The organism is [Chlorobium] sp. 445, from assembly GCA_002763895.1.
In the GTDB taxonomy this organism is placed as follows: Bacteria; Bacteroidota; Chlorobiia; order Chlorobiales; family Thermochlorobacteraceae; genus Thermochlorobacter.
Genome location: NSLH01000002.1, coordinates 79,524 through 101,803 on the forward strand (window position 1 = coordinate 79,524; position 22,280 = coordinate 101,803).

The 22,280-nt window shown below is 47.2% G+C and carries 15 protein-coding genes, 3 pseudogenes and 1 riboswitch; of the genes and pseudogenes, 9 read left to right on the forward strand and 9 right to left on the reverse strand.

The window, feature by feature from the left end; translation table 11 throughout:
• The first annotated feature begins 8 nt into the window (after positions 1-8).
• Positions 9-1,071 (forward strand): annotated as a pseudogene (locus CMR00_01540) (2-oxoacid:ferredoxin oxidoreductase subunit beta).
• 116 nt (positions 1,072-1,187) lie between these two features.
• Here CMR00_01540 and CMR00_01545 read toward each other — a convergent pair.
• From CMR00_01545 to CMR00_01575, 7 genes and pseudogenes are all read right to left on the reverse strand, one after another.
• Entirely contained in the window at positions 1,188-3,095 is a 1,908-nt protein-coding gene (locus CMR00_01545; protein PIO49054.1) for a hypothetical protein, read from the reverse strand.
• A 43-nt stretch (positions 3,096-3,138) separates the two neighbouring features.
• Positions 3,139-3,648: a GNAT family N-acetyltransferase gene (locus tag CMR00_01550; protein PIO49055.1), complete on the reverse strand. Its 510-nt coding sequence runs from the start codon at positions 3,646-3,648 to the stop codon at positions 3,139-3,141.
• A 4-nt stretch (positions 3,649-3,652) separates the two neighbouring features.
• Positions 3,653-5,594: pseudogene (locus CMR00_01555) on the reverse strand (ABC transporter).
• A gap of 50 nt (positions 5,595-5,644) precedes the next feature.
• Positions 5,645-8,743, reverse strand: coding sequence for a CusA/CzcA family heavy metal efflux RND transporter (locus CMR00_01560; protein PIO49056.1), 3,099 nt, complete (start codon positions 8,741-8,743; stop codon positions 5,645-5,647).
• A 44-nt stretch (positions 8,744-8,787) separates the two neighbouring features.
• Positions 8,788-10,056, reverse strand: coding sequence for a hypothetical protein (locus tag CMR00_01565; GenBank protein PIO49057.1), 1,269 nt, complete (start codon positions 10,054-10,056; stop codon positions 8,788-8,790).
• On the reverse strand, positions 10,049-11,287 hold the full coding sequence (locus CMR00_01570) for a hypothetical protein (GenBank protein ID PIO49058.1): 1,239 nt from the start codon (positions 11,285-11,287) through the stop codon (positions 10,049-10,051). The genes CMR00_01565 and CMR00_01570 overlap by 8 nt, the downstream gene beginning before the upstream one ends.
• A gap of 66 nt (positions 11,288-11,353) precedes the next feature.
• Complete coding sequence (locus CMR00_01575) at positions 11,354-11,713, reverse strand: hypothetical protein (protein ID PIO49059.1); 360 nt, start codon at positions 11,711-11,713, stop codon at positions 11,354-11,356.
• Positions 11,714-11,874: 161 nt separating this feature from the next.
• Here CMR00_01575 and CMR00_01580 point away from each other — a divergent pair, with 161 nt between their 5' ends.
• The gene (locus CMR00_01580) at positions 11,875-13,194 is read left to right on the forward strand and encodes an AAA family ATPase (GenBank protein ID PIO49115.1); all 1,320 of its coding nucleotides are present in this window, start codon (positions 11,875-11,877) and stop codon (positions 13,192-13,194) included.
• Between the two features lie 11 nt (positions 13,195-13,205).
• Here the strand turns inward: CMR00_01580 and tenA are convergent.
• Both tenA and thiD read right to left on the reverse strand, forming a co-directional pair.
• Positions 13,206-13,875 (reverse strand): annotated as a pseudogene (gene tenA / locus CMR00_01585) (thiaminase II).
• Between the two features lie 4 nt (positions 13,876-13,879).
• Positions 13,880-14,689, reverse strand: coding sequence for a bifunctional hydroxymethylpyrimidine kinase/phosphomethylpyrimidine kinase (thiD, locus tag CMR00_01590; GenBank protein PIO49060.1), 810 nt, complete (start codon positions 14,687-14,689; stop codon positions 13,880-13,882).
• A gap of 60 nt (positions 14,690-14,749) precedes the next feature.
• Positions 14,750-14,855: riboswitch (TPP riboswitch) on the reverse strand.
• A gap of 119 nt (positions 14,856-14,974) precedes the next feature.
• Here thiD and CMR00_01595 point away from each other — a divergent pair.
• The 7 genes from CMR00_01595 (at position 14,975) to CMR00_01625 (ending at position 22,242) form a co-directional block, all read left to right on the forward strand.
• A complete protein-coding gene (locus tag CMR00_01595; GenBank protein PIO49061.1) occupies positions 14,975-16,207 on the forward strand; it encodes a hypothetical protein in 1,233 nt (410 codons plus the stop codon).
• On the forward strand, positions 16,195-16,785 hold the full coding sequence (locus tag CMR00_01600; protein ID PIO49062.1) for a hypothetical protein: 591 nt from the start codon (positions 16,195-16,197) through the stop codon (positions 16,783-16,785). The genes CMR00_01595 and CMR00_01600 overlap by 13 nt, the downstream gene beginning before the upstream one ends.
• A gap of 124 nt (positions 16,786-16,909) precedes the next feature.
• A complete protein-coding gene (locus CMR00_01605; GenBank protein PIO49063.1) occupies positions 16,910-17,569 on the forward strand; it encodes a hypothetical protein in 660 nt (219 codons plus the stop codon).
• Positions 17,559-18,317: a hypothetical protein gene (locus tag CMR00_01610; protein ID PIO49064.1), complete on the forward strand. Its 759-nt coding sequence runs from the start codon at positions 17,559-17,561 to the stop codon at positions 18,315-18,317. The genes CMR00_01605 and CMR00_01610 overlap by 11 nt, the downstream gene beginning before the upstream one ends.
• A gap of 210 nt (positions 18,318-18,527) precedes the next feature.
• Complete coding sequence (locus CMR00_01615) at positions 18,528-19,940, forward strand: hypothetical protein (protein ID PIO49065.1); 1,413 nt, start codon at positions 18,528-18,530, stop codon at positions 19,938-19,940.
• 30 nt (positions 19,941-19,970) lie between these two features.
• A complete protein-coding gene (locus CMR00_01620) occupies positions 19,971-21,365 on the forward strand; it encodes an efflux transporter periplasmic adaptor subunit (GenBank protein ID PIO49066.1) in 1,395 nt (464 codons plus the stop codon).
• A 142-nt stretch (positions 21,366-21,507) separates the two neighbouring features.
• On the forward strand, positions 21,508-22,242 hold the full coding sequence (locus tag CMR00_01625; GenBank protein PIO49116.1) for a macrolide ABC transporter ATP-binding protein: 735 nt from the start codon (positions 21,508-21,510) through the stop codon (positions 22,240-22,242).
• Positions 22,243-22,280: the final 38 nt, after the last annotated feature.

Sequence of the window (22,280 nt, forward strand, 5' to 3'; positions counted from 1 at the left end):
AAGTAACTATGTCTGCATTAGACCTCACGGGAAATGGTGTCGCACACAAGCCCGCATTGTCCGTGCTCACCGCAAAAGATTTTGTCTCGGCGCAAGATGTACGCTGGTGTCCCGGCTGCGGCGACTATTCCATCTTGAAGCAAGTGCAAACCGTCTTGCCTGAACTGGGCATTGCACGTGAGAACTTTGTTTTTGTCTCTGGCATCGGCTGTTCGTCGCGCTTTCCGTACTACATGGAAACATTTGGCATTCACGGCATTCACGGTAGAGCAGCAGCCATTGCTTCAGGCTTAAAGATGGCGCGTCCTGACCTCGATGTCTGGGTTGCCACAGGTGACGGCGATTTGCTCTCAATTGGTGGCAATCACTTTCTACATGTTCTGCGGCGCAATATCAACCTGCAAATTTTGCTGTTCAACAACGAAATCTATGGGTTGACAAAAGGACAATACTCGCCTACAACGAAAGAAGGGTTTGTGACAAAATCATCGCCCTTCGGTGTGATTGATCATCCTATCAATCCTGTTGCATTGGCGCTTGGTGCGGAAGGCACATTTGTAGCGCGCACAATGGATAGAGATGTCAAACACTTGCGTGAGATGCTCAAGCGGGCTCATCAACACAAGGGCACATCGCTTGTGGAGATTTATCAAAACTGCGTCATCTTCAACGATGGAGCTTTTGAAGCCTTCACAGAAAAAGCCACCAAAGCCGAAAAACGACCTCTTCCTCGAACATGGCAAGCCGCTCATCTTCGGCGCAAAGCAAGACAAAGGCATTCGTCTCGATGGCTTCAAGCCAGTGGTCGTGAAGCTCAATGATGGAAGTGTCTCAGCAGACGACCTCTGGATTCATGATGAGACAGACCGCGTCAAGGCAAGCATCTTAGCACGTTTCTTCGACACACCGGGCTCTGAGAACTATCTACCACGTCCGTTTGGTGTGTTCTATCGTGAAGAGCGAGCCTGCTATGAAGACTTGATGCAGGAGCAACTCAATGCAGCACGTGCCAAAGGTGAGGGCGATTTGGATGCGCTGCTACGCGGCAATGAAACTTGGGTGATTGATTAACGGCGCTCAAAGTTTGTCTGAAGGTGCTTGCAGAAGGTGAAGCACCTCCGGCAAAGGGAACGATGCAGTATGGGTCGTTCCCTTTCTTTTCTTGTGCCAGTCTTATGCGAGCTTCGTTATTGCAACTGTGTAATTGTGCCTTTTTGAAATTTCATCACATTCATTCTCAGATTGACATTGCCGCCACCAAAGAAAATTTCAGAGCGATGAGCACGGTAGGGCGGCGCTGAACGAATCGCACGTGCAATGTCTGCACGCGCAGTTATGCCTTTCTCAAGCGTAGTAGCAATGATAAAATCCATTGCGTCGTAGCCAAACCAAAATTGCAAGCTTGGAGAAATGCCCCATTGCGCTTTGAAGGCATCGGTAACACGCTTAGTTTCTGGTGCGTCAGGTAAAATGTTGCTATCGATAGCATAAATCACGCTGTCGCCAATAGCACGATATTGACTAAGCAGGAGAGGATCGTGCCAATCGCCAGAGCCAATAATGCGGGTTTTAATGTTGTAGAATTTGAGTTGCTCTACGGCAATTGCAATAGCTTCGAAGTTTGACATCGGAATATAGACTGCATCGATAGCGGTTTCGGGAAACCCTTTTTTGGGGTCCGCCTTAAGTTTGAGAGGGGCAAGTGCTTCAGCAATGCCCCGCAGTTTCGTAGGCAAAATGCCGTAGAATTTGATTTCGCCACCTGCTGCCAAGACAGCATCACGGAAGCCTTCTGCCATGAGCTTGCCGTAGGTGCTATCTTGCGCAAGCACACCGAAGGTTTTCGCTCCAAGCGATTGAAGGAGAAACTCGGCGATAGCTTTGCCGCGAACAGCATAAGTAGGATTGAGTTGGAAACTGGTAGGAATGTCGCGCGTGATCTCTTCATCTGTTGCTGTGGGCGTAAGCATCGGCACACCTTTTTCAGCACAAATACGCGAGACATGGATGGCTTGGCGGCTATAGACCGGACCTAAAATCATATTGACCGAGTCATGTTCAATGAGGTCTGTAAGCATAGTGTGCAGTGTCAGCGAGTCGTCTGTTGCACAAGAGCGAATGAGCACATCCATACGGCGACCTACAGCAAGTTGATGATATGCGGTTACAGCTTGAATGATGCCTTGCATCATTTTCTCGCCGAGGCTTGGCAAATCGGAGCCATCGAAGATATCAATCGTAAAAGGCAACAAGACCCCGACCTTAAAGCGTGCGGCACCTGAACGTGCAAGCAAAAGGCATTGCTGAATGCTTGCAAGTGTCGTGCGGTACGCTGGTGCAAGTGCTGCGGCATGTTTGGTTTCAAGTGCCTGTACAACAAGTGCTAGACTATCCACAGCCGGGTGCTCACTTGCTAATTCACGTCGCAAAAATGCATCAAGCAGCAAGATACTGAGGTGTGGATTTTCTGCAGCAACAAGTAGCTCAATAAGTTCACTGCGTTGCAAGAAGGCATTGGCGAGTGTGTAGAGATGCATTGCCGCGCGGCGAGCCAAGCCATCATTGTCTGTAGGAGACCAAGATGCACCAACAACGGTCATAAATATTTTAGCGGCACTGAAAAATTGACCTTCTTGGTATTCCAATGCAGCGGCATCAAAATCTGCTTCACGGCGAATAGTCTCGCTGCTGAACTCTAAGCGTGCTTTCGCTAATGCTGCCTTTGCCGCACTGACTCTGCCTAATTTGACCTGAGTTTTAATTTGCATCAGTTGTGCTTGCTCGCGTCGCATGAGCGGTTCATTTTGCAAGAGAGAGCCATACAGCACAAGCAAGCTTTCTGCCACCGCATAGTTTTCGCCCTGATATTGTGCAATTGCTAAATTCAAAATTTGGTCAGGGTTCTTGAGCAGTTCTTGTTGTTTTTGCTTGGCAAGTCGGTTGACATCAATAGGCTTAGTGGATTTTACAGTAGCAGGCGATTGTTCCATTGGCTCAATAGCTTTGCGTTTGCGCGGCTGAGCGTAACTTGCTTCCGCAAAGAAAGACAGCGCAGCAGCGGCGCAGCATAGCCCGAGAAACAAAAGCGTTCTCATCGCTTTGGTTTTTTGCCTATTTCGTTTGTGATGCACGTTAGAATTACGGAATTTTTCGAAGATGGCAAAGTGAGGCTGACTTCGATGCAAGTTCGTCAAGCGCTTTGCCAGTAACTCGGAAAATCGTCCACTCCGACATTGGTACTGCACCCAGTCGCTTGTAAAACTCAATAGCAGGCGTATTCCAATCCAGCACTGCCCACTCTAAGCGACCACACCCGCGCTCTTGAGCAATCTCAGCCAGACGCGCCAGCAAAGCCTTGCCATGTCCACGACCGCGGTACTCGGGTTTGACAAACAAATCTTCCAGATAAATGCCTCGCTTGCCCAGAAAAGTGGAGTAATTATGAAAAAAAAGTGCAAAGCCGACCGCCACATCATCTTCATAGGCCAAGAGCACTTCGGCAGCAGGCGCGTCGCCAAAGAGCGTCTCGCGCAGACGCGCTGCAGTGGCTTCAACTTCACTTGAGAGCTTTTCGTAGTGCGCAAGTGCTTGAATGAAAGCTAAAATTTGTGGCACATCTTCTACCGTAGCAAAACGAATGCGACGCATAGCCTCATGAAGAAACCTTTTCCCATTCGCGATAAAGCGATTCTAACTGCGCACTCACCGCACCATATTTTTCAATAACCGATTTGGATGTGGTGTGTTTGTAGAAATCTTCTTTTGCCATCTCCGTCTCAAGCAAAGATTTTTCGCGCTCGAGCAATTCAATTTGCGACTCGAGTTTTTGCAGATGCTGCTTCTGAACTTTTGGGTTCGATGTTTTAGCCTTTGCAGCTGCAGCTGCTTTTTTGATCTCGGCTTTCGAAGCACTTTGAGCGGTGACTTTCGCCGCAGCGGCTTGTGCTTCCTCCTGCTCCAGTTTTTCTAAAAACTCAGCATAACTGCCAAGATATGTGCGCAGCTTTCCATCGCGCAAGTAAATGACCTTGTTGACAAGACCGTCAAGAAAATAGCGGTCGTGAGAGACAATAATCAGCGTGCCATCGTAATTTTCAAGCGACTCGATCAGCATATCTTTTGAGCGCATATCAAGATGGTTCGTCGGTTCATCGAGCACAAGAAAATTTGAGGCTTGTAAGAGCATTTTAGCCAGCGCCACACGCGATTTTTCGCCGCCAGAGAGCACGCCAATTTTTTTATTGACCGCATCGCCAGAGAAAAGAAAACAGCCCAAAAGGTCGCGCACTTTTTGCGAGCTTCTGAATCAGGCGCCTGCTCAAGCATCTCGTCGAGAATCGTGTTCTGCTGATTGAGCATCTCAGTTTGGTGCTGACCAAAGAATGCTAAACTGACATTATGCCCCAGTGTGCGCTTGCCTTCAAAATCAATTTCACCTGCAATGATTTTGCACAGTGTGGATTTGCCTGCGCCATTTGAGCCAACCAGCGCAATGCGTTCGCCACGCTCAATTTCTAAATCAATGTTTGAAAGTACGCGCTTTGTGCTGTGGTCGGGCAGGGTGTAACTCTTTGAGACGCCTTCAAGCGTAAGCACGACTTTGCCCGATGGTGCCGCCTTCGGAAAACGAAAAGAAATTTGTGAAAGGTCTTGCTCCGGGGCTTCTAACTGTGCTTGCAGTTTTTCCATCATGCGCACACGACTTTGCGCTTGCGACGACTTCGTAGCCTTGGCTTTAAAGCGCTCAACAAACCGACGCAACTCAGCGATTTTTTCAGATCATTTTCATACTTGGCTTGCATTTGCTCATAGCGCAGGGCTTTTTCGCTTTCGTAGAATGAATAATTGCCCTTGTATTCAGTGATGCGCTTGAAACTAATTTCCAGTGTTTTAGTGGTGAGTTTATCGAGAAAAAAGCGGTCGTGCGAGATAATCACATATGCGCCATCGTAATTTAGCAGATAGTTTTCTAACCAGCGCAGCGAATCAATATCAAGGTGATTGGTAGGCTCATCGAGCAAAAGGAGCGTGGGCTTTTGCAGCAAAAGTTTGGTGATGAGCAAACGCATTTGCCAACCACCAGAAAACTCCTTTACCTTTTTGTGAAAATCCTCTTGCAAAAAGCCAAGACCTGTCAAGACTTTTTCGGCATCGGCTTGCATTTTGTAGCCACCCAGACGCTCAAATTCGTGTGTTGCTTCGGAGAATTTCTCAATGAGTTTGCTATAGGCTTCGCTTTCGTGATCGAAAGGTAAGGTTAGTTCGACTTCCATGCGAGCAATATCACGCGAGAGTGTGTAGAGTTGCTCGTTGGCTTGCATGGCATATTCGAGCGCCGTTTTTTCCAGATCGCCCTCAAAGGAAATTTCTTGTGGCAGGTAGCCAATCGTCGTGTCTGAAGATTTGAGAATTTGTCCTTCAGCATGCAAGGTGTGTTCATGCGCTAAGCCGGCAAGGTATTTGAGCAGTGTAGATTTGCCAGCGCCATTTAAGCCGACGAGTGCAACTCTATCGCGGTCACCAATTCTGAACGAACTCTCAATCAAGAGTTCTTTTGTACCAATAGTCAGGCTAAGATTGCGTGCTTCTAGCATTGTATGGATTCAAAATTAAGCTGCAAAGATACAAATCCTTCCAGATGTTTTCAGACTGTAACAGAATTTTGCTGAGTCGATGTGCCTCGCAATTCTACCCATTCATAGACGGTAGGCAGAATGAAGAGCGTGAGCAGTGTTGAGGTAATCAAGCCGCCAATCACAACGGTGGCAAGTGGGCGCTGTACTTCTGCGCCATCGCTTTGTGAGAGCACCATAGGCAAGAATCCCAAGCTAGCAACCAGTGCAGTCATGAGCACAGGGCGCAAGCGCACTTTGCAGGCATCAATAATCGACGAGCGTAGATGATGTGTCTCGGCTTTGCGCCGTGCATTGATGTAAGAGATAAGCACAACGCCATTCAACACGGCGACACCGAAAAGCGTAATAAAACCGATTGCTGCTGAAACAGACAAGGGAAGTCCGCGAAGAAAAAGCGCCCAAATACCACCTACCAGTGCAAAAGGCAAATTGACTAATACTAAGACGGCATCACCGACCGACCCAAACGCCCCATAAAGCAAAACAAAGATGATGAAAATGCTCAATGGTACAATCAAGGAAAGTCGCTCCATAGCGCGCGCTTGGTTTTCAAACTGTCCGCCATATTCCACAAAGTAGCCCGTCTCCAACTTAAGCTCACGGCGCAAGCGTTGCTCTAACTCTGCCACATAGCTTGAAAGATCGCGCCCTTCAATGTTGCACTCTACAACAAGGCGACGCATCGTGCGTTCATGGCTAACTTGCGCTGGACCTTCTTGCAGCGTGATTGTAGCTAATTGTCGCAAAGGCAAAAATGAAGTGGTGTTCGGAATTGGAATCATCACATTGCCAATAGCGTCAAGATCGCGCCGTGCTGAGGGCTTTAGACGCACCACAACAGCAAAGCGGCGCTGTCCTTCCAAAACCTCAGTTGCAACTTTACCACCAATCGCAGTCTCCAAAACCTGCTGCACATCTTCGACGGCAATGCCGTAGCGTGCCATTTCTTCTCGATCGAGCGTAATGTTTAGATAGGGCTGACCAGAGACTTGCTCGACCAAAATAGACGCCGTGCCTTTGGTCTCTTGCGCAACTTTCTGCACAACTTCTGCATAACGCTTGAGTTTCGTGTAATCTTCACCAAAAATTTTGATGGCAATATCACCCTTTGAGCCAGAGACAAGCTCATTGACACGCATAGCAATAGGCTGCGTGAAATTCACATACATGGCTTCTGTGTATGGCGCAATTGCCTTGCGCATGTGTTCAATGAGAAGTTGTTTAGAAATCCCTTCTCGCCACTGGCGCTTGTCATTTAGAATCACAAACACGTCGGTTTCTTGCACACCCATGTAGTCATTGGCGATGTCAGGACGACCAGTTTTACACACAACGGTTTTGACCTCAGGGAAACGCTTTAAGACGGAGGCGACTTTTTCGGCTTGCGCAATGCTCTCAGAGAGCGTGATAGAAGGCAAGCGTTTGAGTTCAATCAAAATGTTGCCTTCTTCTAATTCAGGTACAAACTCACCACCCATAAAAGGCACAAGAGAGAGTGTTCCCAAAAGTATAGCCAGCGCAATGCCAACCGAGAGTTTGCGGTGATTCATCACTGCAGCAAGTGCCTTGCCATAACGCGGTGTAAGCCAGCAAAGCAGCGGATTTTCCCACTCTTTGAGTTTGCCGCGCAAGGCAAATGATGAGACAAGCGGAATAAAGGTCAGGGCAAGAAACAGGGAGCCCAAGACAGCAAAACTCACTGCAAATGCCATTGGCGTAAAGAGTTTGCCTTCTATGCCTTGCAGGGAAAAAATAGGCACATAGACCATCATGATGATAAGCACGCCAAAGAAAATCTGGCGCGAGACCTCTGTTGCGCTAGCATGAATAGCTTGAAGTCGCAACTCATCAGGCTGGTGATGAATGCGCCGAACAATGTTTTCCATCATCACAACCGAGCCATCGACAACCATGCCAAAATCAATTGCACCAAGTGACATCAGGTTTGCAGAAAGTCCAAGCCAATTCATGCCGATAAAGGTGCAAAGCATGGAGAGCGGAATCACAGCTGCTACAATGAGCGCCGCACGCAGATTACCAAGCAGCGACACCAAGACCAGCACTACAAGCAAGCCACCTTCTGTAAGGTTGGTAATAACCGTGCGGATTGTGCGCTTAACAAGTTCAGTTTGATCGTAGAACGATTCAATGCAAATGCCTTGTGTTTGCAGTGTGGCATTGAGTGCATTTACTTTTTCTTTAATGCGTTCTATCACAGCGCGAGAGTTTTCGCCGCGCATCATCATCACAATGCCTGTGACAACTTCGCCTTCATTGTCTCTTGTTACTGCACCTTGCCGAATCTCTTCGCCGATTTTTACTTCTGCAACATCGCGCACGTAAATCGGTACATTGTCGCTAGTACGAATCAGGCAGTTTTCTAAGTCACGAATTGTGCTGGCTTGACCAAGACCACGAATAATGTATTGCTCTTGATTTTTTTCAATGTAATTGCCTGATGCAATACGATTGCCACGCTCAATAGCCGCAAAGACTTCGCCAAGTGAGACGCGATAGGCTTGCAGTTTCAATGGATCGACAACAACATGATATTGCTTGACAAAACCGCCGAAGGAGTTGACTTCCGTTACGCCTTCCACAGCCTTAAGCTGCGGTTTGATAACAAAGTCTTGAATAGTGCGAAGTTCCATCGGGGTTTTGCCTTCACCGCGTATTTGGTACTGATAAATCTCGCCAAGTGCGGAAGACATTGGACCGAGCGTGGGTTCAGAGACCGTTGCAGGTAGAGCTTTGCGTACAGAGAAGATGCGCTCTAGGACAAGTTGTCGTGCAAAAAACTTATCGACATCGTCCTCGAAAACCACAGTAACAACCGAAAGTCCATACTTGGAAATTGAGCGCAGTTCGAGCGTTTTAGGCAGTCCATTGAGTGCTGTTTCAATAGGAAAGGTAACCAGTTTTTCGACTTCAACAGCTGAAAGCCCGCGCGCTTCAGTGATGATTTGCACTTGATTGTTCGTGACATCAGGCAGCGAATCAATAGGAATGCGTCCAAGTGCATAGAGTCCAGCACCAGCAAGTATGATAATCAAACTTGCCATAGCTAAACGCTCTTTGAGCGAAAATTCAATCAGTCGATTAATCATGATTGCATGATGTTTTTTGGGGCACAGCGTGATAGCACATGTGCTTACTCTTCTCCCTCACGTGTGCGCAGCTTAGATTTAAGGAAAAACACGCCCCGCGTAACGACTTGCTCGCCTTCGCGCACACCTTCGGCAATCACAGCCAGATCCTTGGTCTCTTCGGCAACTTTGACCATGCGCGCTTCAAAGAGTGTGTCATGTTTTTGCACAAAGACAAATTTCTCTTCGCCATCAATGCCAATAGCGCTGCTTGGCACAAGCAATTCTGGCTGCTCACGCTCAATTGTAATGAGCAGTTCTGCATGCATCGATGGCTTGAGTTTGTGCTCAGGATTTTTCAGCATCACGCGCACCGGCAAGGCATGTGTGGTTTCATTGACGACGGCACCTACGCTGTGCACCTTGCCTACAAATCGCTCCGAATGAAATGCACCGACATAGACTTCCACAGCTTGACCAACATGCACTTTGCCAAATTCAGGCTCAAAGACACTGCCCACAAGCATGACTTCATCGAGATTGACAACATGGAAGAGTGTCTTGCTTGGCTCGACATATTCACCGAGTGTAACAAACCGCTTAGCTACAGTTCCCGAAATCGGCGCACGAATGATGATAGCAGAGACGGCACTATCAGGGCGCGCTTTGAGCCGCTCAAGATCGTGCTTTGAAAAACCAACGCCAATGCATTTAGCTTCAGCGGCATAAAGGCGTGTTTCAGCAAGTTTGCGAGCCGTTTCCGATTCGAGCAAGACTTTCTCTGAGAGAATGTTCTCGGAAGCAATTGTGCGTTTGCGTTTGTAATCTGCATCGGCAAGTCTAAAAGCAGTGGCGCTTTCCCAAAGTTCTGCAACAAGCGAAGCAATAGCGGCACTTTCGAGCACAGCAAGCGCCATACCTTGCTTTACTTTATCGTTTTCATTGACAAAAATTTTTTGAATGCGTCCTGCAAGACTAACCCCCACAAAGGCTTCACTGTTTGGACTTGCAAAGACATCAGCAGGAACTTTCACAGCATAGCGCAGTTTTTCGCGCTGAACATGATGCACAGCTAAGTCCAAGCGCAAGCGCTGCTCCTGATCGAGCACGACAACATTGGGTTCATGTAATTCTGCTTTTAGCGCATCAAGCTGTTGCGGCGACTCTGACTTTTGGCATGCACTTAGAATGAGAAGAAGTGCAAGGCAGAGTGCAAAGTCAGCACCGTGTGCAAAGTCTAGCGCTGTCTTTGTGCGCAGTGTGCTTATGCTTTTCAGCCGAGAAAGCAAGCCTGTAAGTTTTTGCTCTAAGTGCACTAGCATAGTGTTAATCATTGAAATTCAAAATTCCAGCGGCGCGTAGCAATTCAGCTAGGGCGCGCTCTACTAAGAAGTATTTTTCCAGAGCATTTCTTTGAGAGTCGAAGTAAGCGCGTTTGGCTTCAAGAAACTCGATATAGCCGATGTTCCCAGTTTGCAGTTGGCGTTCAGCGGCGCGAAAGGCACGACGAACTGCAGCAAGTTCTTCGGTTTCAGCGCGTCGTGCTTGCACTTTGGCAGATTCGTAGCGCGCAAAGGCGTTTTGCAGCTCGGTTTCAACTTGTTGTTGCACAAGGCGCATCTTACTTTCTTGAGCACGAAGCAGTGCAGATTTCTCTTCAATCTCTCCACGCCCATCGAGCCAGAACCATAGCGGCAAAGAAAACGACAACTCACCACCATAAAAATTTTGGAGAGGATTTTCTGCTGGTGCAAAGCGCTGTTGAAACACTGTCAGCCGAAAGCTGGGCAGCAGCGCAGAGTATGCAGCCGAGCGCGCCATCTCAGCAGATTCCACGCGTGCTTGCATGGCTTTGAGCATCGGACGATTTTCTAGTGCCTCACGCTGAAGCACTGCAAGGTCAAAGTTTGGAAAAGTCTGACGCAGCGAATCTGAAAGTGTGAAAGCCGTATCAGCAGGATTGCCCATGAGCAGTGCAACTGTGCGTTTGGCTTCAGCAAGCATCGTGAGGGCATCAGTAAGCGTATTTTCAGCGCGACTAATCTCTACCTTTGCTCGCAAGACTTGCAATTCCGACACTTCACCTACTTCACTGAGCCGTTTTGAAATGTCATAGAAGCGTTTCGAGATAGCATAGTTTTCTTCAGCAAGACGCAGCAATGCTTCAGACAAAAGCGCATTGGCGTAAGCAATACGAACCGATGCCGCAATCTCATTTTGCAATTCATAACCTTCGCTCATGAGGGCTGAGGCGAGCTTAGATTGTGCACGCGTGCGGTAGTAAGTAGAGAGGGGAAACTCAAAGCCTTGCGAGAGTTGCCAGCGCCGCACGACTTGATTTTCCGTAAGCGAATAGAGCATTTCTTCAAGATAGAACGAGACAACAGGCTTTTCAGGCGAAAGTGTGGTAAGCACGCGCGCTTCCGCACTCTCCCAAAGGGCACGCTGACGTTTCAAAGCAAAGTTATGCTCCAGCGCGCGCCGAAGAGCAGCGTCTCTTGTCAAAGGTTGCGCCAAGAGATGAGTAGAAAACAAAAGCAAAAAGCAAAGCACGAAGTAAGGCATTGTGATTTGAGCATGAGTTCAACTTGGGTTTGGAAAAAACATCGCAAACCGGGCGTTGAACCGCGCTCAAATGCGAAGAGGTATGTCAGCCTTGTTTTGAGGAGGTTGGTCAGGTGGAGATGAATTCGGCAAAATTGCTTCACAGGCAAAATCAAGTCCACGCCAAGAGATGGTGTAGGTAAGACAGAGTGTTGCACAAAGTTCATCGGAAGCCAGCACGATGCCTTTTTGTAATGGTGTGGTATCGTCTTGTAGTTGATATTGCGCACCGCAAATGGGACAATTGGTCGCAAAACAGGCGTGGTAATCCGTGAAGTTTTGGTAGGAACGATCAATGTTTTTGTCGTCCAAAATACCGCAGACGGTCGAGACAAGGAAGAGACTTGCAACGACAAATCGCACGAGAGTATGTCTGACCTTTGGCATTATTGAAAGAAAATTTTTCTAAAAGTTAAGCACCAGCAACTCACGTTTGCAAGTCCGCAACACTATTGAGAATTAGACAAATAATTTTGAAAGCATTAACGTGGCTTGCTTGCGGCAAAAGGGGCATCTATATTTCAGAACAACACACAAGTGCAAAGGCAATGTCAGAGCTTACGAATATAGCAACCCAAGCAGATCAAATAGACTTTACGCCTGAGTTTTTGGATGCTTACCATTTGATGGAGAAAACTTCCGATTGCCTTTTCATCACAGGCAGTGCAGGCACGGGGAAGTCTACCTTGCTCAATTACTTTCGAGAAAATACTTCAAAGAATGTGGTGGTGCTGGCGCCAACAGGCATTGCTGCGCTTAATGTGGGTGGACAGACAATCCATTCTTTCTTCAAATTTCCGCTGGGTGTTGTTACAGCGCAAAGCATCGAGAAAAAAAGCAACCGTGAACTCTACCAAGCCATTGACACTATCGTCATTGATGAAATTTCAATGGTGCGCGCTGATATCATTGATGGCATTGATTACTTCATGCGAATAAATGGACGAGATAAGAAAAAGCCATTTGGCGGCGCGCAAATGATTTTCATCGGCGATCTCTTTCAATTGCCACCTGTGCTTTCAACTGAAGATGAAAAAAGCCTCTTTATCTCACTCTATGAAACCCCTTATTTTTTTAGTGCAGCGGTTTTTGAAAAACTCTTGCTACGCATCATTCATCTAAATCGAGTTTTCCGTCAGAGCGATAGTGCCTTCATTGACCTATTGCAAGCGATTCGCACAAACAGCATTGAGCCAGAGCATCTTGCAGCGCTCAACGCTCGCGTGCAGCCCGACTTTACACCACATGAAGAAGAGTTTTTCATTACACTGACCACAACCAATACTATTGCAAATACAATCAATGCTAATCGACTTGCTTTGCTCAAAGCCCAGCCAAAAAGTTTTACAGGCACCATCGAAGGCAATTTTGACCGCAGAGTCTTACCTGCCGAAGAGATACTCACGCTCAAGAAGGGTGCACAAGTGATGTTCATCAAAAATGATCCGTACAAACGCTGGGTGAATGGCACAATTGGCAGAGTGCATGAGATTCTACCGGATTCTGTCAAGGTAGAAATTGAGCGAAACGGCATTCGAAAAGTGGTAACTGCAGAGCGTGTTGCGTGGGAAATTTCAAAGTATGACTTGGATGTGAAGACCAAGCAGATTTTTTCTGAGCCCATTGGCTCTTTTATGCAATTTCCATTGCGCCTTGCATGGGCGGTTACCATTCACAAAAGTCAAGGCAAGACGTTTGATAAGGTGCTTATTGATTTAGGACGTGGGGCATTTGCACATGGTCAGCTTTATGTAGCGCTGTCGCGCTGCCGTTCGCTCGAAGGCATCATCTTAAAGACGCCAGTGCGTCGTAAAGATGTCATTGTCGATCAACGCATTGTAAGTTTTATCCGACAAAATTTAGCCTAAACACTTGCGCATTATGTAGGAAACCATTGCTCAAGACGATACGCGCTATCCCAAAAAAGCCACTCTAAGCGTGAAGAGTAGACAAATGCTTCTTTCATGAGTGCTCTGGTATGCGGTGTTGTATGTTCCGCAATTTTATCGGTCAGCGTAAGCATCTGCTCTACAAGCGCGCTGTATTCTTCGCTTGAGTACATATCAATCCACTTCTTGTATGGATGTTGTGCATAGTTTGCTTGCGCGCTGGCTTGTGCGTGTATCGCATTGCCAACTTCACGATAAATCCAAAAGCATGGCAGCAGTGCGGCAACACCTTCTTCATAACTGCGCAGTGCAGCTGTAGCAAGCATATAGTTCGTGTAAGAAAAACACGAAGGTGAATAGCTTAGGTCAAGTGAAGTGCGATAGAGCGAAAAGTAAAACTCATGCAAACTACGCTCAGCCACAATAGCGTTATCTGAAAACTTGATGAACTGGACAATCTCTTCGGCACTGCGTGCTTTTGCAGCAAGGACAGCTAAGGCTTTAGCAAAATCCATCAAATAGAGAGCATCTTGCTTGATGTAGAACTGAAATTTTTTCTTGCGGCAGCACACCCGATTGAAGTTCTTGATTGAATGGGTGTTTGAGAATCTCGGTGTAGATAGGCTCAATGGTGCGCCAAAGTTCATGTGTGTATGACATAAGGTTAGTTTGTCCAGAGTTTGTAGAAGTGATGTACAGGTCCATGTCCTTTGCCAAGTGTGTAGGTTGCGCCATGCTCAAGTGCGCCTGTCAAATACGCCTTAGCAAATTTGACTGCTTCGGCAATGTCAAAGCCTTTTGCCAAGTATGCTGCGATAGCAGAAGAGAGTGTGCAACCTGTACCATGTGTGTTTTTGGTCATAATGCGAGGGGCATCAAGCCAGTGAGTTGCGCCATCGGCAGTTAGCAAGCAATCACGGCTGTGAGCAGTCTCTAAATGACCGCCTTTGATGAGCACATGTTTTGCGCCAAGTGCCTGCAAGTCTTTTGCGGCTTGTTTCATCTCATCGGCGCTTTGAATCGGGCGCCCTAAGAGAATGCTAGCTTCAGGTAAGTTTGGCGTGATGACAGTTGCAAGTGGCAGCAAAGCGTTGCGCAAGGCAACAATAGCGCTTTCTTCCAAAAGTCTATCGCCACTTTTGGCAGTCATCACAGGATCGAGGACAATCGGTTGTAGCTTGTAGAAACCGAGGCGCTCGGCTACGGTCTCAATAATTTCGGACGTGGCTAACATGCCAATTTTGACAGCATCGACGCCGATGTCCGTGACGACGGCATCAATTTGTCTGGCAATAAACGCTGTAGGCACACTGTGAATGGCTGTAACGCCCAGCGTGTTTTGTGCCGTCAGCGCAGTGATGACCGACATGCCGTAGCAGCCCAGAGCAGAAAAGGTTTTCAGGTCAGCTTGAATGCCGGCACCACCACCCGAATCTGAACCAGCAATCGTCAGAAGACGTGTGTAAGTATTCATAGTTGAAAATAAGTTGAGCGCAAGCAAAGCAGGGAAGCAGACAGCGTGAGAAATGCAAGATGGCTTCGCCTCATCTTTCCTTGCGTCAGTATTACCTGCGTCAAGTTCCTCGGGTGTGTTCTCAGCCAATTGTTATTGCCTACAATTAGCACCCCGAAGATGATGGCACTTTGGGCATAAAGTTACGTTGCAAAATAACAATAACCAATTAACCAATTTTGTAGCGTACGCGAAAGGCGTATCTTAACATGTTGAAAAATTCACAACACGCTATTTTGAAACGCTATGCCAAAACGCTCTAGCAAAACTGCATCGTACTTTACGCGCATCGGTTCGGCGAAAAAAAACGGTGCTAAACTCTCGTCGGCGCTACTTTCTGTGGCTGAAAAAACAGACTTCAAATCCACTTCCACATACGCCGACGTCCAAAATTTTCTCTTTGAGCTCCGAGCGCTTTCGCATGAAATGACGCTGCACACATTCGGCAAAACCACTGAAGGGCGAGAGCTTTGGCTTGCGGTCTTTTCGCGTCCGCAAATTTTTTCGCCGCTGCAAGCCGTGCAATCCGACAAGCCCGTTGTACTGCTGCAAAACAACATTCACGCAGGCGAAGTCTGTCCAAAAGAAGCATCCATGATTTTAATGCGCGACATTGTGCTGGGCGAACTCAATGCATTGCTCGATAAACTTATCATTCTTGTTGTCCCTCTCTACAATGCTGATGGTAACGAACGATTCAGCGAGGCAAATCGGCTCTCACAAGTGGGACCTGAAAACGGCGTCGGTATCCGCACCAATGCTATTGGCTTAGACCTTAATCGTGATTACATGAAAATCGAAGCCCAAGAAACCGCATGCCTCATCAAAAACCTGTATGTGGCTTGGCAACCGGATGTGATTATCGATGGGCACACAACGGACGGCTCACGGCATGGTTACGATCTTACGTTTGGCTTTCCGCAGCATCCAAATGCTCCTAAAAAGCTGATTGATTTTACACGTGATGAAATGCTGCCTGCCATTGCCAAAAAAATCAAGCGCGATACGGGAATTGAGATGTTTTACTACGGCGACTTTGTTAATTTCCGCAAGCCTGAGGAAGGCTGGGCGACCTATTCGCATCATGCACGCTTTGGTGCGGCTTATGGCGGCTTGCAAAACCGCATTGCCATCTTGATGGAAACCTACTCCTACATTTCATTCGAGCGACGTATCAGAGCGGCGTATCACTTTATGCGAGAAAATCTCGAATACACGGCACGCCATGCAGCGCACATTAAAAACTTAGTACGTGAGTGCACAAAAGAGACGATTGCACTGGGCGAGCATTACGACCCCAAGAAAAATTTGATTGCCATTGATGTTGCCAAGGAAGCCTTCGAAAAGCCTTATGCTATAATTGGCTATGTTGTCAAGGAAAAGAAGCACCGCGATGGCACAGTGTATTACGTGCCGACCAAAACAAAAAAATCTATCATGCGCCCTACTTCGGGAAATTTACGCCTGTGCGCAGTGTAGCACGTCCGCTGGCATATCTCTTGCCAAAGTCGGAGCGGCGCATCATTGAGAAATTGATGTTGCATGGCATTGCCGTTGAAGAATTGCTTAGCGCTTTCAAGGCAACAATAGAGTATTTTGATGTTCAAGATATTCGTGTCTCAGAGCAATGTTTTCAGGGGCATCGGGAAGTCACGATTAACGTCTTGCGTGTGCAAACAGAGCGAACGTTTGAGCCGGGCGATTTCATTGTGCCGATGAATCAGCCCGCAGCAAATGTGCTTGCAGGTCTGCTTGAGCCAGATTCGGATGATAGCTTGGCACATTGGAATTATTTTGACAATTACCTGACGGGCAAATTGCGCTTTGAGAAAGATTTTATCACAGAGTATGAATACAATTTGATTGATTTGCCGCGCACCAAAGAGATTTACGAGAAACTCATTGAGAAAAATCCGACGCTTTCTGAAGAGAAGCGTGCGCAAGAAAAAATGAAGTTTTTCATGACGGCTGTCGGATATGAAAATGAATTTATGAACCGTATTCCGGTGTTTCGTTTAGTTGAAAAGAAACCATACTCAGCGAAAGTTTATGTGTAGCGCAATAGCCCAGCGGAGGCAGCAAGGTAAGGAAACGCTTTAGCCTTGCTGGCTCTTGACGAATGAAAAATGAGGTTGTATTTTCTCGAATAGGCGACAAATTCAAATACGAGGCGCATAGCGGATGAAATCCTTAAAAGAGAGCGATACTGCCGCAAAAATACAAGTGCTGTTAGAGCGTGCAAAGACACAGCCTTCAGCGACGCTAAGCCTTGCAGAAATTTTATTGCAGCAAGGTAAAGCTAAAGAAGCACTTGCACACTTGCGTACCATTGAGCCTGATTACCGCAAATCTTACCGTTTCAATGTAATTTTGGCACGTGCCTACCATGCTGCTGGCGACATCGCTACAGCCAAGACATTGCTTGAGAAAGCCTGTATGTTAGCTCCTCAAAATGAAGTGGCTGTGCGCGATTTGCTACGTCTGCAAGCCTCTAGACTGCTGCAACATGCAAGTGTTGCGGCCAGCACAGGCAAGTCAAAGCATGCACGTACATTGCCAAGTTTTGCATCTATGAAACCTGCTGAAACGGAACCGCCGCTATCGACCCCAGCCGTAGATGTAGTGAGCACGCCTCAAACACAGCCGTCAGTGCTGCCACAAGTGTCTGATGCGGACCCAAACGAAAAAGACCATGCAGGAAAAGACCATGCAGGCACAGCGGCACAACTACAGCTGGAACATAGTGCAAGACACTCAAGCCCTGAGACCATAGTAGAGGCTAAAGCGCCTGAACCGCCCAAAGAGGACACGCCAGCCGTAGAAGAAAAAATTGCTAACTGAGGCAGATATCTTTGATGAGAAAGGCTTATTTGTTGGCGAATTTGGACCAAACCCGCTAATCAAAGAAATCCCTGAAATTTCATTTATCCCAGAGGTACAACAACCGCCGAAATACGATAGCGTGCTTGATCTGTCAGAGATTCCTGCACAAAAAGAAGAACCGCCTGTAATTGAACTTGACACGCCCAAAGTATCCTTAGACCGTGCCAAACTCTCGCAGGTGTTCTCACGCCTTTCGTTTGGAGAAGAGCAGAGTAAAACAGAGAACACAACATCAGCAGCGCCTGCAGCTGAGGGGGCTAAAGCACAAAATGCTATTGAGTCAAATGAGAATAGAGCATCGGAGCATGAGCATGCAAATCGAGCACAAATCAGTCATGTAACGAATGTCTTGAAAAGCGAGACCTTAGACAAATCACAGCCTGTGCTTGTCGGCGAGACTGCACCTGCGCTCAAAGACTCAAAAGAAAGTGTCGATGAAATTGAAGTGCTGGCAGCAGAGCTATCCAAATTCAAAGCCCCGCCTGTGCAAGAAACCAATGACCCAACACCTCTTTCCGAGCAGCGAAAACCTTTTGATGACGACGAAGAGATCAAAGTGCCAACCCGACAACTGGCTGAGATTTTCGTGGCGCAAGGGGCATTTGCAAAAGCAATCAAGGTCTATGAAGCACTTGCACAGAAAGAGCCTCACAATGCCTTGCTTTTCAATATCATCATCAATGGCTTGCGTGCTCAGATGAAGTAACAGACGCTCTGATGAGTCTGAGTAAGATTAGATAGTGTCTAGCTTCAGATAGGACTTTTTAGAGGTTTTACCGCACTATTTTGAAACATCAGCCTGTGCTAACCGTTTAGATGTGCGTTTTATCACAAAGTTGCATACTTTGCACAACTGAGACTTGGTTCAATTCAGTAGTTTGGATTGCAAAGCCAGAATTTAAACTCACCATTCATCATGGGAAAGTTGCTACTTGCTGTTTCCTGTTACCTGTGTTTTAGCTCGGCTTTAGTGCTCGCTCAGACTAATTCTGCGCTGGATACTGTGGAGACGCTTACACTTGAGAGGGCAATTAGAATAGCAATTGATAACGCAATTGCCACACTGCAAGCCAAAAATCAATATGAACTAACTGGCGCACAACTCCTGCAGGCTTATGGACAATTTCTGCCAGCGGTAACTATCTCGACAACTTATACACCGATTAACTCTAATCAGCGCATCAACCCAACCACATTGCCTGGTGGTCAGGTCATCTTTCCACTTTTTGGTCAGCAAACAACCTCCATTGGCTTTAACTTAAACGCTTCGCTCAATCTCTTCAACGGACTTGCTGACCAAGCGGCATTGCAAAATGCCATTCATGCTCGAGAAGGAGCAGGCTACAGTTTGAAGCGTGCAAAGCAAGATATTGCGTTCAGCGTGGCGCAAGGCTATTTGCAAGTGCTTCTAAATCAAGAACTCTTGCACATTGCACAGGAGAACTTAAAATCCTCGCAAGAACGTCTGCGTCAACTTCGTGAACAAGCCCGTTTAGGTGCACGCACCATTGCCGACCTCTATCAACAAGAAGCGCAAACAGTAACTGATGAGCTTGCGGTAATTCGTGCAGAAAATACCCTGCGCAATAGTAAGCTCGCACTGATTCGTCAAATTCGCTTAGATCCTGCGAAAGACTATAAGTTTGAAATCCCCCCAATTGATACCGCACTGCTCGGTGCAGAGTATCAAGATGAAAGCAAATTGATTTTGTCGGCACAAGAACAGCGTGCCGACCTCAAGGCAGCACAAGAAAATCTCACTGCGACATCTTGGTCCATCACACAAGCGCGTAGTTCCTTCCTGCCGGCACTTAACCTAAACTTCAATCTTTTTACCAATGGGTTTAATGTCTTTCGTCAAAGTTTTGATGGGAACACAATCCCAAATCCTGTTTTGCCCAGCGTGGTGGAGCAATTAGGCAAACAAATTAGTTTTAACGTAGGGCTGCAGCTAAGCTGGACGATTTTTGACCGTTTTACCACAAACTTGAGAGCAGAGCAGTCACTGATTAACTATCGCAATCAAGAGCTGCAGTATGAAGATTTAAAGATTCGTGTCGTTACTGAAGTGCGACAAGCCATTGGGGAGTACAATGCAGCCATCAAGCAACTTGAAAGCTCAAGTAAAGGGCTTGTGTTTGCTAAGCAAGCGTTCGAGACCGTTCAAAAGCGCTATGAAGTTGGCTCAGCCACATTCGTAGAGGTTACGACTGCCCAAGCAGCACTTGTACGCGCCCAGTCTGATTACGCTCAAGCCTTATTCAACTTCACTTTCCAAAAGAAGGTCTTAGAATACTTTTTGGGAACAGTCGATGTCGATGCCTTCTAACTTTACTATCACATCTTCAATCGTCAGGTTATGGCAACGGAAACAATTTCACCCGAAACGACCAAAGAGTCTGGCGCTCAAACATCGCCATCCTCACCAAGGAGTTCGCGAAAGAAGAATAGACGAATTATCTTGATTGCCTCTGGTATAGGTCTGGTGCTGATATTACTACTGATTTTCTTTGTTGCAGGGCGCTCGAAAGAGGCAAAGCCCATCGTGGTAACTGTGGAAAAAGCGGCGATTCGCACCATTACACAGGTTGTTTCTGCAACAGGAAAAGTCTATCCGGAAACAGAAGTAAAACTCTCGCCTGAGGTTAGCGGTGAGATTGTAGAATTGCCGGTCAAAGAAGGTGATGTAGTCAAGCGCGGTCAACTTCTCTTCAAAATCAATCCTCAACTGACACGCACACAGGTCGATCAAGCGCAAGCAGCACTGAGTGCGGCAAAAGCAGCCAGCTTGCGTGCCAAAGCTGAAGAACTTCGTACAGCCGAAGAATTTCGTCGCACAGAACAACTCTTCAAACAGAAATTGGTATCTGAGACAGAATATCTGGCTGCAAAAACCAGTGCGGAGGTTGCCAAAGCCAACGCTGAAGCGGCTATCTATGATGTGCAGCGCCTTGAAAGCCAGTTGAAACAAGCTCGCGAGCAACTCTCGCGTACCGTTGTAACAGCGCCAATCAACGGCACAATCACTGTGCTCTCAGCAAAAGTCGGTGAGCGCGTTGTCGGTTCGATTCAAATGGCGGGAACAGAAATTTTGCGCGTCGCCGACCTCAGCACAATGGAAATACGCGTTGATGTCAACGAAAATGATATTGTCAATGTCAAAATTGGTGATACGGCACGCGTGAGCATTGACGCTTATCCCAATCGCAAATTCACAGGTGTCGTGCGCGAAATTGCTAACGCTGCCAAAACCAAAGGTTTAGGTACACAGGAAGAAATCACAAACTTTGAAGTAAAAATCCGCATCCTTGACCATAATGGCTTGCTGCGTCCCGGCATGAGCGGCAATGCCGATATTGAAACCTTCACAGCAAAAGATGTGCTGACGGTGCCGATTCAGAGCGTAACCGTGCGTGCATCCGAGAGCGGTATGACTGCTGAAGAACTCTCACGCAAACGCGAAGAGCAAGTGCGGCAAACTGATGGTAGCGCAGAACTTATCAATGAAAAGATGCGCCAGCAACAAGAAAAAGCAGACCGTGCTAAACTCCTGCGTGTTGTTTTCGTCAAGAGAGGCGACCGCGTACAAATGGTGCCTGTTGAAACTGGCATCGCTGACAATGCTTACATTGAAATTAGAAAAGGTGATATCAAAGTTGGCGATGAAGTCATCTCTGGAAGTTACCGTGCCATTAGCCGCGAACTCAAAGATAGCGCGAGGGTGATACTTGAAGTCCCGGGCGCTAAAAAATAAAGTGCGGCATAATTCGCTGCACAATGAGTCGCTTACATAGCGCCGTGCCACAGCAGGCAAACATGAAAAATTGTTCAGCAAAGCAGGTAGCTGTATCTTGCTACAAAAGGTTTTCAACAGACTTTTAATCACAAAAGAGACTATGCAACCGCGAACGCTGCGACCGACCGGAAAACTTGTCATTCAGATTGAAGATGTAACGAAAGAATACAGAATGGGTGAGGAAATCGTGCGAGCTTTGCGAGGTGTCTCACTCTCGATTTACCGCAATGAATACGTTGCCATCATGGGACCATCGGGTTCAGGCAAATCTACTATGATGAATCTCTTAGGGTGTTTGGACACACCGACTTCAGGACGCTATGAATTTAACGGCAAAGATGTGGCAACGATGGAGGACGACGAACTTGCTGAAATTCGAAACAAAGAAATCGGTTTTGTCTTTCAGACCTTTAACCTATTGCCGCGCAGCACTGCCCTTCAAAATGTCGAGTTGCCTCTGATCTATGCCGGTGTGCCTGCTCAAGAACGGCGTGAGCGCGCTATGGCAGCTCTTGAAAGCGTCGGGTTAGGTGATCGGATGTATCATAAACCTAATGAACTTTCTGGCGGTCAGCGTCAGCGTGTGGCAATTGCACGCGCACTCGTCAATAATCCATCAATTATTCTTGCCGATGAACCAACAGGCAACTTGGACACCAAAACCAGTGCCGACATTATGAACGTCTTTGAAGAGCTTTACGAAAAGGGCAATACCATTATTGTGGTTACGCACGAAGAAGATATTGCTCGCCATGCTCGCCGCATCGTGCGACTGCGCGATGGACTAATTGAAAGCGATAGGCTAATTGACGAAATGGAATTTGCCAAAGTGTGAGCGAGTGAAGCGTTAAACCCATAATTTACAACTGAGCT

Bases quoted from the DNA above. Each gene is read 5' to 3' on its own strand.
- thiD (PIO49060.1), bottom strand. From the start codon at position 14,689: ATGAATACTTACACACGTCTTCTGACGATTGCTGGTTCAGATTCGGGT.
- CMR00_01565 (PIO49057.1), bottom strand. From the start codon at position 10,056: ATGATTAACACTATGCTAGTGCACTTAGAGCAAAAACTTACAGGCTTG.
- CMR00_01580 (PIO49115.1), top strand. From the start codon at position 11,875: ATGTCAGAGCTTACGAATATAGCAACCCAAGCAGATCAAATAGACTTT.
- CMR00_01575 (PIO49059.1), bottom strand. From the start codon at position 11,713: ATGCCAAAGGTCAGACATACTCTCGTGCGATTTGTCGTTGCAAGTCTC.
- CMR00_01615 (PIO49065.1), top strand. From the start codon at position 18,528: ATGGGAAAGTTGCTACTTGCTGTTTCCTGTTACCTGTGTTTTAGCTCG.
- CMR00_01595 (PIO49061.1), top strand. From the start codon at position 14,975: ATGCCAAAACGCTCTAGCAAAACTGCATCGTACTTTACGCGCATCGGT.
- CMR00_01620 (PIO49066.1), top strand. From the start codon at position 19,971: ATGGCAACGGAAACAATTTCACCCGAAACGACCAAAGAGTCTGGCGCT.
- CMR00_01560 (PIO49056.1), bottom strand. From the start codon at position 8,743: ATGATTAATCGACTGATTGAATTTTCGCTCAAAGAGCGTTTAGCTATG.
- CMR00_01625 (PIO49116.1), top strand. From the start codon at position 21,508: ATGCAACCGCGAACGCTGCGACCGACCGGAAAACTTGTCATTCAGATT.
- CMR00_01570 (PIO49058.1), bottom strand. From the start codon at position 11,287: ATGCCTTACTTCGTGCTTTGCTTTTTGCTTTTGTTTTCTACTCATCTC.
- CMR00_01605 (PIO49063.1), top strand. From the start codon at position 16,910: ATGAAATCCTTAAAAGAGAGCGATACTGCCGCAAAAATACAAGTGCTG.
- CMR00_01550 (PIO49055.1), bottom strand. From the start codon at position 3,648: ATGCGTCGCATTCGTTTTGCTACGGTAGAAGATGTGCCACAAATTTTA.
- CMR00_01545 (PIO49054.1), bottom strand. From the start codon at position 3,095: ATGAGAACGCTTTTGTTTCTCGGGCTATGCTGCGCCGCTGCTGCGCTG.